Origin of the sequence: Nitratireductor thuwali, from assembly GCF_036621415.1 — a bacterium.
In the GTDB taxonomy this organism is placed as follows: domain Bacteria; phylum Pseudomonadota; class Alphaproteobacteria; order Rhizobiales; family Rhizobiaceae; genus Chelativorans; species Chelativorans thuwali.
Genome location: NZ_CP030943.1, coordinates 45,710 through 58,700, shown reverse-complemented (window position 1 = coordinate 58,700; position 12,991 = coordinate 45,710). Strand labels below are relative to the sequence as shown.

16 protein-coding genes are annotated in these 12,991 nt (G+C 63.5%); 4 read left to right on the top strand and 12 right to left on the bottom strand.

Annotated features, from left to right (window positions below):
* The first annotated feature begins 11 nt into the window (after nucleotides 1–11).
* The 3 genes from NTH_RS22295 (at nucleotide 12) to NTH_RS22285 (ending at nucleotide 2,916) form a co-directional block, all read left to right on the top strand.
* Complete coding sequence (locus NTH_RS22295; protein ID WP_173194963.1) at nucleotides 12–1,250, top strand: thiolase family protein; 1,239 nt, start codon at nucleotides 12–14, stop codon at nucleotides 1,248–1,250.
* 15 nt (nucleotides 1,251–1,265) lie between these two features.
* The gene (locus tag NTH_RS22290) at nucleotides 1,266–2,432 is read left to right on the top strand and encodes an acyl-CoA dehydrogenase family protein (RefSeq protein WP_338532367.1); all 1,167 of its coding nucleotides are present in this window, start codon (nucleotides 1,266–1,268) and stop codon (nucleotides 2,430–2,432) included.
* Between the two features lie 178 nt (nucleotides 2,433–2,610).
* Entirely contained in the window at nucleotides 2,611–2,916 is a 306-nt protein-coding gene (locus NTH_RS22285; protein WP_338532366.1) for an AMP-binding enzyme, read from the top strand.
* A gap of 99 nt (nucleotides 2,917–3,015) precedes the next feature.
* On the opposite strand, the gene NTH_RS22280 is transcribed toward NTH_RS22285, so the two are convergent.
* From NTH_RS22280 to NTH_RS22250, 7 genes are all read right to left on the bottom strand, one after another.
* Nucleotides 3,016–3,390: a PaaI family thioesterase gene (locus tag NTH_RS22280; RefSeq protein ID WP_422392463.1), complete on the bottom strand. Its 375-nt coding sequence runs from the start codon at nucleotides 3,388–3,390 to the stop codon at nucleotides 3,016–3,018.
* 17 nt (nucleotides 3,391–3,407) lie between these two features.
* Nucleotides 3,408–4,148 (bottom strand): helix-turn-helix domain-containing protein, encoded by a 741-nt coding sequence (locus tag NTH_RS22275; RefSeq protein WP_338532365.1) that lies wholly within the window; start codon nucleotides 4,146–4,148, stop codon nucleotides 3,408–3,410.
* Nucleotides 4,132–4,500 carry a hypothetical protein gene (locus NTH_RS22270; RefSeq protein WP_338532364.1) on the bottom strand — a complete coding sequence of 123 codons (369 nt, stop codon included), beginning with the start codon at nucleotides 4,498–4,500 and terminating at the stop codon, nucleotides 4,132–4,134. The genes NTH_RS22275 and NTH_RS22270 overlap by 17 nt, the downstream gene beginning before the upstream one ends.
* 16 nt (nucleotides 4,501–4,516) lie before the next feature.
* Nucleotides 4,517–4,696 carry a hypothetical protein gene (locus NTH_RS22265; RefSeq protein WP_338532363.1) on the bottom strand — a complete coding sequence of 60 codons (180 nt, stop codon included), beginning with the start codon at nucleotides 4,694–4,696 and terminating at the stop codon, nucleotides 4,517–4,519.
* On the bottom strand, nucleotides 4,657–4,983 hold the full coding sequence (locus NTH_RS22260) for an SDR family oxidoreductase (protein WP_338532362.1): 327 nt from the start codon (nucleotides 4,981–4,983) through the stop codon (nucleotides 4,657–4,659). The genes NTH_RS22265 and NTH_RS22260 overlap by 40 nt, the downstream gene beginning before the upstream one ends.
* Nucleotides 4,980–6,917: an AMP-binding protein gene (locus NTH_RS22255; RefSeq protein ID WP_338532361.1), complete on the bottom strand. Its 1,938-nt coding sequence runs from the start codon at nucleotides 6,915–6,917 to the stop codon at nucleotides 4,980–4,982. The genes NTH_RS22260 and NTH_RS22255 overlap by 4 nt, the downstream gene beginning before the upstream one ends.
* A 99-nt stretch (nucleotides 6,918–7,016) precedes the next feature.
* Complete coding sequence (locus NTH_RS22250) at nucleotides 7,017–7,778, bottom strand: glucose 1-dehydrogenase (RefSeq protein WP_338532360.1); 762 nt, start codon at nucleotides 7,776–7,778, stop codon at nucleotides 7,017–7,019.
* A 112-nt stretch (nucleotides 7,779–7,890) separates the two neighbouring features.
* Here NTH_RS22250 and NTH_RS22245 point away from each other — a divergent pair, with 112 nt between their 5' ends.
* Nucleotides 7,891–9,198, top strand: a complete 1,308-nt coding sequence (locus tag NTH_RS22245; RefSeq protein WP_338532359.1) for a TetR/AcrR family transcriptional regulator — start codon at nucleotides 7,891–7,893, stop codon at nucleotides 9,196–9,198.
* A gap of 24 nt (nucleotides 9,199–9,222) precedes the next feature.
* Here the strand turns inward: NTH_RS22245 and NTH_RS22240 are convergent, their stop codons facing one another.
* From NTH_RS22240 to NTH_RS22220, 5 genes are all read right to left on the bottom strand, one after another.
* The gene (locus tag NTH_RS22240; protein WP_338532358.1) at nucleotides 9,223–9,624 is read right to left on the bottom strand and encodes a PaaI family thioesterase; all 402 of its coding nucleotides are present in this window, start codon (nucleotides 9,622–9,624) and stop codon (nucleotides 9,223–9,225) included.
* Complete coding sequence (locus tag NTH_RS22235) at nucleotides 9,621–10,028, bottom strand: PaaI family thioesterase (RefSeq protein WP_338532357.1); 408 nt, start codon at nucleotides 10,026–10,028, stop codon at nucleotides 9,621–9,623. The genes NTH_RS22240 and NTH_RS22235 overlap by 4 nt, the downstream gene beginning before the upstream one ends.
* 94 nt (nucleotides 10,029–10,122) lie before the next feature.
* Nucleotides 10,123–10,926, bottom strand: coding sequence for an enoyl-CoA hydratase-related protein (locus NTH_RS22230; RefSeq protein ID WP_338532356.1), 804 nt, complete (start codon nucleotides 10,924–10,926; stop codon nucleotides 10,123–10,125).
* Nucleotides 10,919–11,776: an SDR family NAD(P)-dependent oxidoreductase gene (locus NTH_RS22225; protein ID WP_338532355.1), complete on the bottom strand. Its 858-nt coding sequence runs from the start codon at nucleotides 11,774–11,776 to the stop codon at nucleotides 10,919–10,921. The genes NTH_RS22230 and NTH_RS22225 overlap by 8 nt, the downstream gene beginning before the upstream one ends.
* 10 nt (nucleotides 11,777–11,786) lie before the next feature.
* Nucleotides 11,787–12,986 (bottom strand): acyl-CoA dehydrogenase family protein, encoded by a 1,200-nt coding sequence (locus NTH_RS22220; RefSeq protein ID WP_338532354.1) that lies wholly within the window; start codon nucleotides 12,984–12,986, stop codon nucleotides 11,787–11,789.
* Between the last annotated feature and the right edge of the window lie 5 nt (nucleotides 12,987–12,991).

The following is a 12,991-nucleotide window of genomic DNA, read 5'->3' as shown; positions in this document are numbered from 1 at the left end:
AGGGAAGTACGATGCAGGATATTTACGTGGTTGGCGTCGGGATGACGCCGTTCGGAAAGTTCCGCGACAAGTCGGTCAAGGACATGACGTGCGAAGCCGTCAATGCGGCGCTCGAAGATGCCGGGCTCGCGGCCAACCGGATCGAGGGCGCCTTCTTCTCCAACGCCGTCCAAGGCCACATGGAACGCCAGCACATGATCCGCGGCGAGATCGCGCTACGCGAGATGGGTATCCAGGGTATCCCGGTCGTCAACGTCGAGAATGCCTGTGCCAGCGCCTCGACCGCGTTCAAGCTGGCGATCGACTTCCTCAAGGCGGCCAATGGCGATTGCTGCCTCGCGGTCGGCGCCGAGAAGATGTATTCCGACGACCGGGCGCTGATGTTCTCGGCCTTCGACAGCGGCTGGGATGTTAGCAACGGCGAAGAGGTCGCGCAGCGCCTGGCCGATCTGGGCGCTGGGGTCGAGGAACCCGAAGGCTCGAAATCGCCCAAGCCTTACAGCGTGTTCATGGATGTCTATGCCGGCTTCGCGCGGCTGCACATGAAGACCTTCGGCACAACGCAGGAACAATTCGCCGCCGTCGCCGCAAAGAACCATGCGCATTCCGCGCATAACCCGCTGGCCCAGTACCGTGATTCCATGAGCATTGAACAGGTTCTGGCCGCGCCGCCCATTTCCTACCCGCTGACCCTGCCGATGTGCGCCCCGATCTCCGATGGCGCGGCGGCAGCCCTGCTGTGCACCGGCGAGGGACTCAAGCGGCTGGGTCTCGATCCAGCGCGTGCGATCAAGGTCAAGGCGGCGATCCTGCGGTCCGGCACCGACCGTCCGCCCGAGGACTTCAAGAACCACCTGACCCGCCTTGCCGCGCTTCAGGCCTATGAACAGGCCGGACTTGGCCCGGAGGACATGTCCGTTGCCGAGGTGCATGACGCAACCGCCGTGGGCGAAGTTATCCAGATCGAGAACCTCGGGTTTGTCGAATTCGGAGAGGGCGGCCCGGCCAGCCTGCGCGGCGAGACGAAGATCGGCGGGCGCATCCCGGTGAACCCCTCGGGGGGGCTCGAATCCAAGGGCCACCCGGTCGGGGCCACCGGGATCGGGCAGATTTTCGAACTGGTCACGCAGCTGCGCGGGGAGGCCGGCGCGCGTCAGGTCGAGGGCGCGCAGAACGCAATCGCCGAAAACGGTGGCGGATTGCACGGAGTCGAGGAAGCCACCGCCTGCGTCACCATTCTGGGCCGCTAACACAGGTAGACAACAATGGAAAACGTGATCGCCGCCGCTCAGGCAATCTATACCGACGACCAGCGCATGTTGCTGGAGAACTTCCGCAAGATGGCCGGGGCCGAATTCGCCCCGCTGACGGAGAAATACGAAGCTCTGGGCCATCCGCCGGACGCGGACACGCTGAAAGGCTTGTTCGCCAAGGTCGAAGAGTTCGGACTGATCAGCGGCTTGATCCCCGAGGAAGATGGCGGCGCAGGCATGGACCGGATGAGCTACGGTATTCTGTATGAGGAACTGGCGCGCATCTGGCCCGACCTGGCGATCGCCGTTCTGATCCAGGGCCATGCCGCCTTCGCCCTCAGCCTTCTGGGCAGTCCCGAGCAGAAGGAGATTTATCTAAAGCCGCTTCTGCGCAGCGAGCGCATCGCCTGCACCTGCATCTCCGAGCCAGAGGTGGGCTCGAACGTACGCGAGGTGAAGTGTCGGGGCACGCGCGAGGGCGAAAAAATCTTCATCAGTGGTCAAAAGTTGTGGATCTCGAACGGTGCACAGTCGGATTTCGCCATCGTGGTCTGCAATCTGGACGGCGGTATATCGATGGTGATCGTTGACCGCGACGCCGGCAAGTACGAAAGCCGCGAACTGCGCAAGCTGGGCCTGGTGGGCGCCTCGACTTGCGAACTCTTCTTCGACCGCGCCGAAACCACTTCGGACCACGTGCTGGGCCAGCCGGGCAGTGGGCTCTTCCAAACACTGAAGTTGTTCGAGAGCGCGCGAGTCTTCGTAGGCCTCACCAGCATCGGGATCGGCCAGGCGGCTCTGGAATGCGCGGTGACCTATGCGAAGGACCGCCACCAGCACGGCAAGCCGATCGCCGGGCATCAGTTGATCCAGGGCTACCTGGCCGACATGGCCACCCAGCTCGACGCTGCTCGGCTTCTCTGCCAGCGCGGGTTGAAGCTTCTTGATCTTGGCGTCCGCTGCGACACTCAGACCTCGATGGCAAAGTGGTACGCCACAGAGATGGCTGTTGAGATCACCGGGAAGGCGGTGCAAATCCACGGCGGTAACGGGATCACCAAGGAATTCCCGGTAGAACGGCACTTCCGCAATGCCAAGGTGATGCCGATCCCCGATGGCACCACGGAAATCCAGAAGCTGGTGATCGGACGCAACCTCACCGGCGTCGGTGCGTTCTGATCCGGTGCCTGACAGGGGCTGCTGGCGGCCCGAAGCCCAGCCGAATAGCGCTTTCGGGTATCGACCATCGCACTGCGGTTCGAGTGGACAGCAATCCTGGGGTTGCAATCCGAGGGCTATGTAGCCGTAAATCGAGAAGTCGGCCACTCCAGGCGGATCCTCATAAGAGCCTCTCGCCGTGGACGGCGAGAACGTCTATCCGGCCGAAATCGAGCGGGTGCTGCTGGCGCATCCGCAGGTGATCGATGCCGCCGTCGTAAAGGCCGGGGACCTGCGCTGGGGCGAACGCCCGGTGGCCTTCGTGGCACGGCACGTCGACGGCCCCGATGCCGACGAGCTGATGCGGCTTTGCCGCGAGCAACTGGCCGGCTATAAGCGGCCACGCGAGATCCGCTTCATCGCTTGCGAAGACTTCCCGCGCTCGACCAGCGGCAAGATCCAGCGCCACGTCCTGGAGACCTGGATCGAGCGCGAGGCCAGCTGAGGCCTGCCTCGACTGCGCCTATCCGCTGACACCCGTCCGTCCGAAACAGCGCCATCAGCGTACCGGTCATCGTCGCGACCAGCTTCTCCGCCTCGCCCTTCAGCGTATGGGCGCGCGCCTCGCAGATGTGAGGGTGCTACCCGGCTTGACCACCTCGGCCTGGAAGCGGAAGCGCTCGCCGTCGGCTGGGTTGAGGAGGTTGATTTTGAACTCCACGGTCAGCACCGCCGCTTCGGCCGGCATCAGCGAAAAGGCGGCGTAGCCGCAAGCGCTGTCGAGCGCTGTCGAGACGATGCCGGCGTGAACGAAGCCGTGCTGCTGGGTCAGCACGTCGTTGTGCGCCATCTCCAGAACGATGCGCCCGGGCGACAGGTCGGCAATGGTGATGCCCAGCGTGTGCATCACCTTCTGGCGTCCGAAACTGTCGCGCACGCGTGCGTCGAAATCGGGGTTCTTCGGCTCGAAACCGGGCATGGCCTGTCTCCTCCTCGTCAGGGATCGATGACCAGTCTTAGGCGGGTTTCGAGTCCCTGATCTTGGAAGAAACGGCCAGAGGGCCGCGCGCGGGCAAGGCGGCGGAGCACGCCCGGTGGGGCGCCGGCGAAGGCGCGGCAGGCGGCCGACATGTGCGACTGGTCGTAGTATCCTACATCGAGCGCCAGTTCGCTTAACGCCTGATCGCGCGCAGCAAGGCCGTCCAGCAGGGTCCGGAAACGCCGGGTGGCGGCGAGCCGCCGTCGCGACATGCCGGTGACCGCGCGGACGCAACGCCGTTCACTTCGCGCGCTGGCGGCGGCGGAGTGGCTGCCGGAGAAGATCAGGTCGCAGGCGAGCTGGTCGAGTGCCGCAACAAGCGGCGCCCAGGCCTCACCCTTCCCCGCCATTGCCAGAAGAGCAAGGGTCAGCGCGTCCAGTTTACCTTCGGAGGGGAGAAGGTGGGGCGCGGCGTCGAGGCGCATTCCGGCGATCGCGCCCTCGAAGGGCGCGCGGCGCGGGCTGAAGGCGAGGCGGGGCGGTGCGAGGTCGAGGCGCGGGCGGGGGCCGCGATCGGCTCCGCCGCGCAGCGTCAGGGAAAGCGTAAAGAGATCGGTGGCGAAGCGGCCGGTGCCGGGACCCGACAAGAGGCCGCAATCGCAGTAGACGAAGAAATGGTCGATCTGGGCGGGGGCCCCGGCCGGCGGCGCGAGCTCGAGATAAAGCGGCCCGGGCGCCGCCTTATCCGACGTAGGCATGCCTGTTCCCGGCCACAAAGTCGCGGAAGCGGCGCGCCGGGCGGCCGAGCACCTCGCTGACCGTGGTCTCAATGCCGGCGAGATAGCCCTTGGCTGCGAGCGAGGCCAACTCCACCATGGCGGCGGCGACGTCGGGGTGCATGCCGTTCGCAATCATGTGCGCCTTGGCCTGATTCGGCGGCAAGGAGGCGCATGTCACCGCGCGGCCTGTCGCCTCGCTGAGGAGAGAGGCGATCTCCTCGCCGGTCAACGCCTCCGCGCCCGTCAGGCCATAGGCCTTGCCAGCATGGCCCGCGCCAAGCAGCGCCTCGACCGCCACATCGGCGATGTCACGGGCGTCGACCCACGCCACCGGCCCACCCAGATCGTCATAATAGACGCCATCGGAGGACGATGTTTTCAGCCTGCCACAGAAGGTTTTGCATGAAATAGGTGGGCTGAACCAAGGTCCAGTCCATGCCGCTGTCCTTCAGCAGTTCCTGGCTTTCGGAATGCCACATGCCGAAGGTCAGCCGCGCCCTGGGCGAAGCACCGAGTCCGGTGGACATGACCACATGTCGCACGCCCGCCGCCTTGGCCGCGGCGATGGCATTGGCCAGCGGCGCATGTCCTGATGCGGCGGCGTCACGAGATAGGCCTTCTCCGCTCCTTGGCAGGCGCGTTCCAAAGCGTCGCGGTCGCCGAAATCCGCCACGGCGGCATCGCAACCCTTCGCCACCAACGCCGCAGCCTTCGCAGGCTGGCCGGTGACGGCACGCAGCTTCGCGCCCCTGGTGAGAAGCGCTTCGACCAGTGGCGCGCCGGTGGTGCCCGTGGCTCCGAAGACCGTGATCATGGCTTGTCCTTTCTCAGGGCCGCGATGGCCTCCATCGTTTCGGGATTGCTGATCGAGGAGAGGTCGCCCGGATCCTCGTCCAGGAAGGCGGCGCGCACGATCCGGCGCATCGTCTTCATGCTGCGGGTCTTGGGCAGCGCCTCGACGAAATGGATCTCGCTCGGGCGGAAGGGCCGCGAAACCACCTGGTCGACGCGGTCCTTGAGCTGCTCGACGAGCCTGTCATCGGGCGTCACACCGGGCGCCGTGACGCAGATGCAAATCACCGTTGTACCCTTTATGGGGTGGGGGACGGGTATCGCCGCTGCATCCAGAACTTTCCCGGTTTCGGTCAGCGCCGCCTCGATCTCCGGTGGCCCGATGCGCTTGCCGGCAATGTTCAGCGTGTCGTCGGAACGGCCGAGGATAAACCAGGTGCCGTCCGGATCGCGCCGCGCCCAGTCGCCATGGCGCCAGATGCCGGAAAACGTGGACCAGTAGGTGTCGAGATAGCGCTTTTTGTCGCCCCAGATCGTCGGCGTCAGCCCCATCGGCGGCCGGGTGACGACCAATTCGCCGACCTCGCCCGGCGCAGCCTCGCTGCCGTCCACGCGCAGCACCTTGGCACCGACGCCCAGCGCCTGACCCGAAAAGCCACCCGGCTTCACCTCGTGAAGTACGGTCGAGGTAAGAATTGCGCCGAAGAGCTCGGTTCCACCCGAAATGTTGAGCGGTACCGCGTGGTGCCGGCAGATATGCTCCAGGTGCCAAAGCCAGGCATCGTCGGTCCAGGGCTCTCCGGTCGAGGCGACGATACGCAGTGCGGAAAGATCGTACCCCCGCAGCGGCGCGGGATCCTGCGTCATGAATTGCCGCACCAGCGTTGGTGCAACACCCATATGAGTTACCTCGTTCTCCGCGGCCAGCCGCAGTAGGCGGAAGGGATCGCCCGGCATCGAGGGCGCTCCTTCGGCGAGCACCAACGTGGCGCCCGCAAGCAGCACCGAAATCAGCGTGAGAGGCCCCATCACCCAACCCATGTCCGTCATCCAAACATGCCGATCCTCGGGCTTTAGATCGAGACACAGTAGAAAATCGGCCGTGGCCTTGGCCTGTACGCCCAAATGCGTGTGAACCACGCCCTTGGGCTTGCCGGTCGTGCCCGAGGTGTAGGCGATGAGCAGCGGTGCGTCGGTCTCCACCGGATGCGCCGGCCGCGTCGCGTCGGCCTTAGCGACGGTTTCCCGCCAGTCGAGATCGCGGGCCGGATCGGCCACTGGGCCGCCGAAGCGCCGCAGGCTGAACACGGTATGCACCGAGGGCACCTCCGCCAGGGCCTCGGCCAGGGCGGCCTCCATCCAGACCGGCTTGCCGCGCCGGGGCGTCGCATCCGCAGTCAGCACGGCGACGGCACGGGCGTCGTTCAGGCGGGTGACGATGGCATGCGGCGCAAACCCGGAAAACAGCGGCACCGCCACAGCGCCCAGCCGCGCGATGCCCAGAAGCGCGGCCTCGATTTCGGGGATCATCGGCATGTAGATGCCGACGCCCTGGCTGGGCCTCACGCCACGCGCCGAGAGGGCGGAGGCAACGCGCGCGGCTTCCTCGGCAAGCCGGGAATAGCTCCATTGCTGGCGGCTGCCGTCTTCGCCCACCCAGTCGATTGCGGTCTTGTCGCCGAGCCCCTTCTCGATGTACGCGTCGAGACAGGTTTCGGTGAGGTTCAGTGCGCCGCCGATTCCCCAGCGGACGTTCTCCGGTCCGTCGCCGATCTCGCGCAGACGGTGGTACGGGCGGGCGAACCGAATGCGAGCGAGGTGGAGAACTTGCGTCCAGAACCAATCCGGGTCACTGTCTGCGCGTTCGACCAATTCCTCGTAATTCGCGACGCCACAACGGTCCATGAATGCCGCGAGCGTACTTGTTTCCCTGATGGTTTTGTCGGCCTCGAACATCACGGATCTTCTGATCTAAAAAAAGGGCCGCTCTGAAGAGCGGCCAGTTGGGGAGGAAATCTTGTCATCGTTTGGACCCGGAAAGCACGGCGCGGCCTATCAACCGTGCATCGACAGCCCGCCCGATACGGAAATGATCTGTCCGGTTATGAATCCGGCATCGTCCGAGGCGAGGAAACACACAATCCCGGGATAGTCCGTCGGCTGGGCGAGACGTTTCATGGGGATCGCCCGTTTCAGGCCTTCCGCAATCTTCTCTCCGGCCTCGCCCTTGGCGACTTCCGCGAACAGCGGGGTGTCTGTCGGACCGGGCGCGACCGCGTTGAGCTGAATGCCCTTGCGGGCCAGTTCCCGCGCGACGGTCTTGGTAAAGGAAATGATGCCGCCTTTGCATGCCGAATAGACCGCCTCGCCCGAAGAGCCAACGCGGCCCGCATCCGAACTGATGTTCACGACGCGGCCGGACCCATTCCTTACCATGCCCGGCAGAACAGCATGATGCATGTGAAGGGGGCCGTAGAGGTTGATGTCTATGATCTTCTTCCACAGATCAAGATCGGTCTCGAGGAACGGCTTGATCTCGTCCCATCCGGCATTGTTAACGAGAACGTCGATCGGCCCGCCGGCCTCGAACTCGGCCACTGCGGCGTCCACGGCCTTGCGGTCGGTGATGTCGACGGTGTATGCACGCGCCCTGCCGCCTGCATCTTCGATCGTTCCGACGGTTTGCCGGGCGCCGTCTTCATTGAGGTCGAAAACCGCAACCTCGGCACCTTCCTCGGCGAAGCGGGTAGAGATCGCCCGCCCGATTCCGCTTCCACCACCCGTTACGATTACTCGCTTGCCTTTCAGTCCGCGCATTCCCTTTTCTCCTTTTGCCGGCTCGCAGGCATCCTGGAATGATCGCGCATTCTAACGCTTGTTCGAATTACCTCAACTGTTAAACTGATGTCCAGCGTCGAAAGAGAGAGCCATGGAAGAAATCCTCCCCCATAGCCCCGGCGAGGAGCCGTACGGGAAGTCGGTGCAGACGCGTCGCGCGATCCTCCTGGCGGCGGCGCAGCTGTTTAGCAAAGAGGGGTACAACGCGACCACAATGCGGCGGATCGCCGAGGTGGCGAACCTGGAAGCCGGTAGCATCTACTATCATTTCGGCTCGAAGGATCAGATCCTGGACGAGGTCCTCGATATTGGGGTTAGACAACTCTACGAGCAAATTCGGGGGATCGTCGAACGGTCGGCGGCGGAAGGTGACCCATTCCGGAAAACGTTCGCGCAGCTTGTCGACACTCACCTTTGTTTCCTTTTGAAAGAAAGTGATTTCACTTCGGCGAATATCAGGAACTTCCCTATGCTGTCGGACAAGCGCCGCAGAGCGCATCGTCCCTTGCGAGAGACCTATGCGCAGCTCTGGCGATCATTTTTGCAGCACCATCAGGACGATCTGCGTGGTGACATCTCGGTCACCCTGGTCAGCCAGTTCATCCTCGGAGCTATGAACTGGACAGCGGAATGGTACGACAGCGAACGTTATCCGGTCAGTCTGCTATCGGAACGCTTGTCGAAACTGCTGCTCGACGGCATGTGCACCAAACGTGGCGGAACGGTCAGAAAATCGGTCGAATCTCTTGACCTGACAGATGGACTCGAACCAGCGGGGAAGGCCGAACGAACCCGCCATCAAATCCTTCGCACGGCCGCGCGAATCTTGCGAGAGAGCGGCTACAAGGCCGCTACAATACGACGTGTCGCATCGGAAGCGGGCCTTGAGGCAGGCAGCGTCTACTACCATTTCGGCTCGAAGGAGGAAATTCTCGATGAGGTGCTCGACCTGGGCCTGCGTGATCTCTTGAACGGCGTCAGCCATGCCGCCGCCATATGGCCGAACAAGGAAGATCATAGAAACCGGATCGCGACGGCAATCGCGACGCACATGGCATATTTGTTCCGTGCCAGCGAGTTTACCTCCGCCAACATCCGCATCTATGGGATGCTGCCGGAAGGGATCCGCTCGCGCCATCGGCCTGTTCGACACCAATACGCGAAGGTCTGGGATCGGCTGTTGCGCGAGGCGCAGACGGCCGGAGCCTTGCGCTCCGACATCAAGGTGGTTCCGCTACGGCAGGCCATGCTGGGCGCGCTGAATTGGACGGTCGAATGGTTCGATCCCGGCAAGGGCGACCAACGCGGATACTATACGCTTTCAGCTTTCACGGATCTGCTCATCAAAATGCTGCTGGACGGTATTTCGGCCAACGGCTCAGCCCCGAAGATCACATAATCGGGGCGCGACGAGAAGCAGGCTTCAGACCATCAGAAAATGATACAACCCATCGGCTACCGGCCGGGAGCCGTCATCCTGCCAACAGACCGCCCGCACGCTTGCCATGCGCTTGCCCCTGCGCTTCACGGTGGCCTCGGTGATGAGGGGCCCTTTGACCGCCGGGCGCAAGTAGTCAACCGTCAGATTGATCGGTTTGGGTAGCCGCAGATCGGGACCATGGCTTACGCTGATCGCGGCGACCGCCTCCATGAAGCTCGCGATGATGCCGCCATGGTAGTATTCCATGATCGGATTTCCGATCAGTCGTTCGGCGAACGGCATCATCGCGGCCGCATGCGTTTCAGCAAGCTCGGTGATCGTGAAGTCGAGAAACTGGAAGAACGGTACTTTCCTGAGCTGCTGAGTTGCGAGATCCGGCGTCATTTGGAGGACCTGCTTTGCGTCATCGCTTCGAAAATGCTGACCTCGCCCCGTGTGAGTGCAAAACTGGCGGCGCCACGGGCCACTTCGGCCTGATCCGGCTCATCGAACCAGATCCTGCCCGAATTGAACGCGATATGCCGGGTCTGTCGAATGCATTCTGCGCGCACCATGACGTCGGCCCGCGATTTCGCCGGGCGCAGATAGTCGACGCGGAGGTCGAGTGTCGCCATGCTGCTGATCCCGTCGATCGCCACGAAATTCGCTAGTCCGAACACGCTGTCGAGAAGGGCCGTCAACACCCCGCCATGCAGCAGGGTTTTGTCCTCGTCGCCGCAGAAGGAGGGGTTGAACGGCATCCTGACCAGAACGCCATCAATCGCCACCTTTTCCATCTTCAGGTTCATCTCGGAAATCAGACCACGTCCGCGATGGTTCCACATCCTGGCGATCTGATCGAGTTTCTTCCGGTCCGGGTGAGTCAACTGTAAGGCCGATCTGTCAGTCGCCAAAGAATGCAGGTTTTCGTTTCTGGATGAACGCGGCAAGAGCTTCGTGGTGGTCCTTGGTCTGGTGCATCAGTGCCTGGTAGGCGGCGGCGGTATTCAGGAAATCCGGCAGATCCATGCGTTCGGCATTGCGCATCAGCCGCTTGGCGACGCGAACCGCGCGGGGCGGCTTGGCGGCAATCACCGCCGCACGCTCCCGCGCCCGCGCCATCAGATCGCCATGCGGCGCCACCTCAAGCACCATTCCTAGTTCCAGCGCCTCTTCGGCCCCGACCATCCGCCCGGTGAACGTCAGTTCGGCCGCTTTCTGGTGACCGAGCCGCCGCAGGAGGAACCAGGTACCTGCGTCGCCAGGAATGATTCCGAGGTTCAAGAACACCTCGCCGAATTTCGCCTTCTCCGACGCGATGCGCATGTCACACATCATCGTCAGGTCGCAGCCCGCGCCCACGGCCGGGCCGTTGACAGCCGCGATCGTAGGTATGTCGAGATTGTAGAGCGCGAGCGGTATCCGCTGAATGCCGGTGATGTAGCTGTCCGCCGCGGCCAGCGGATTCTTGCGGAACACGCTTTCGGGGTCCGACATTTCCTTGATGTCGCCGCCGGCGCAGAAGGCCGGGTCCGCGCCGGTCAGGATCATGACGCTCACGCCGGGATCGCGCTGAGCCCGGTCGAACGCGTCGAGCAGCCCCGCGATCATCTCGTTGCCGGTGACGGGATTGCGCCTGTCGGGGTCGTTGAGCGTCACCGTTGCGATGCGATCGGCAATCTCGAGCAGGACGACGGGTTCACTCATTCTTTCCGTCCCCCCGCTGCCGCCCCTGGAACATGTCAGGATGGATCATGTCGCGGGCGTCGTGGCCCATGTGCAGGGTTTCTCCCCCGTCCACATACACATCTTCGCCGGTAATGAAGGAACCGAGCCTGGAGGCAAGAAAAACGATTGTCCCTGCGACGTCTTCCGCCACGCCCATGCGGCCAAGAACTGACCGGTTTAGTTCGTGCCATTTCTCCGGCGGTATCGGGTAGCGGCCGAGCGCCTCTGTCTTAATCGTACCGGGAGCGACGCAGTTCAGGCGGATGCCGTATTCACCCCATTCTGCGGCGAGCGTCTTCATCAAGCCTGTGACGCCTGCGCGCGCGGCAACGGTATGGGCGAAGCCTGTCAGGGCGGTGCGAGTCGAGATCGCGGTTACGAATACGATCGAGCCGCCGTTCTCGAACATGAAGTGGTCGGCGGCGGCGCGCGTCATCTGCCACGAGCCGATCAGATTGTTGCGGATAACCGCCTCGAACCCTTTGTTGGTGATGTCACGGGCGGCGGCGATATACTGGCCGCCGGCGTTGTTCACAAGCACGTCGAGCCGACCGTAGTGAGCTTTGATCTTCAGCATTGCCGCCTCGACGCTCTTCTCGTCGCGGGTGTCGCCCGGCACGACGAAGGCTTCGCCGCCCATCGCTCGGATCATCTCGGCGGTTTCCTGAAGCGGCTCCTTGCGACGCGCGAAAAGCGCCAGTCTGGCCCCGCAGGAAGCCATTTCGAGCGCTGTGGCACGGCCCATGCCGGAGCCCGAGCCGGTCACGAGAGCCACCTGGCCTGCCATGAGATCCGGGGCGTAACGGCTCTGCACTTGTTTTTCTGCCATGTACCGGGCCTCAGTTCTTCAGAAGTTCGCCGGAGATGATGAGCTTGCGCACCTCCTGCGTGCCCGCGCCCACTTCGAGTACCCGGCCCGTCCGATAGAGGCGGTTGACCTCGGTATCGCGCATGTAGCCCGATCCGCCGTGAATCTGCACCGCGCGATCCAGCACGAAGGAGGTCGCTGCCGCAGCCTTGAAGATAGCCGCGGCCGTCAGCTTGTGGATCTCGCCGCGCCCGCCTTCGCCTTCTTCCAGACCCTCGCACATGGCGGCGGTGCGCAGCGACAGGCTTCGCGCGGCCTCGATCGCGGTATACATCTCGGCCAGCATGGCCTGCACCATCTGGAAACTGGCGATCGGCTTGCCGAACTGCTGGCGCGTCTTGGCATAGTCGATCGATATCTCCAATGCCCGGCGCGCGATGCCGATGGCGTTGAAGCAGACGATGGCGCGTTCAAGATCGAGCCCCGACATGGTCACTGCCACACCGCCGTCCAGGTTGCCCACCATGTTTGCCGCCGGCACCCGGCAATCCTCGAACACCAACTCGCCCGTGGGCGAGCCGCGGAACCCCATCTTGTTGAGCTTCTGCGCCACCTTGAAGCCCGGCGTGTCGGTCTCGACGATGAAGGCGGAAATTCCCTTGGCGCCCTTCTCGGGCGAGGTCTTGGCATAGACCAGCACGATATCGGCGATCGGGCCGTTGGTGATATAGATCTTGGAGCCGTTGAGCACGTAGTGGTCGCCGTCCTTCCGGGCGGTCGTCCGCATCGAACCGAGCGCATCCGATCCCGCGCCCGGCTCCGTCAGGCCAAGGGCGCCGATCAGCGAGCCGTCGCAGAGGCCCGGCAGGTACTTCCGCCGCAGATCGTCATTGGCGTTACGGTAGATGTTGTTGACGCAAAGATTGTCATGGGCCGCGTGGCTCAGCCCGATCGCCGCCGAGGCGCGCGACAATTCCTCGGTGATGATGCAGGCCGAGGTGAAATCGAGCCCCGCACCGCCGAATTCAGGCGCTACGTTGAGGCCCAGATAGCCCATCTCGCCCAGCTTGGGAAAGATGGAGGGCGATAGGTCGTCGGTGTCGTCCATTTCGGCGTTCAGGTGGTGAAACTCGGAAAAGAAGAACTTGCTGGCCTGATCGGCCAGCGCCTGCTGCTCTTCTGTCAGGTAATGGGTCGGCAGGTCGGGGATGTTGCGCAATCGCTCGTTCATAGCTG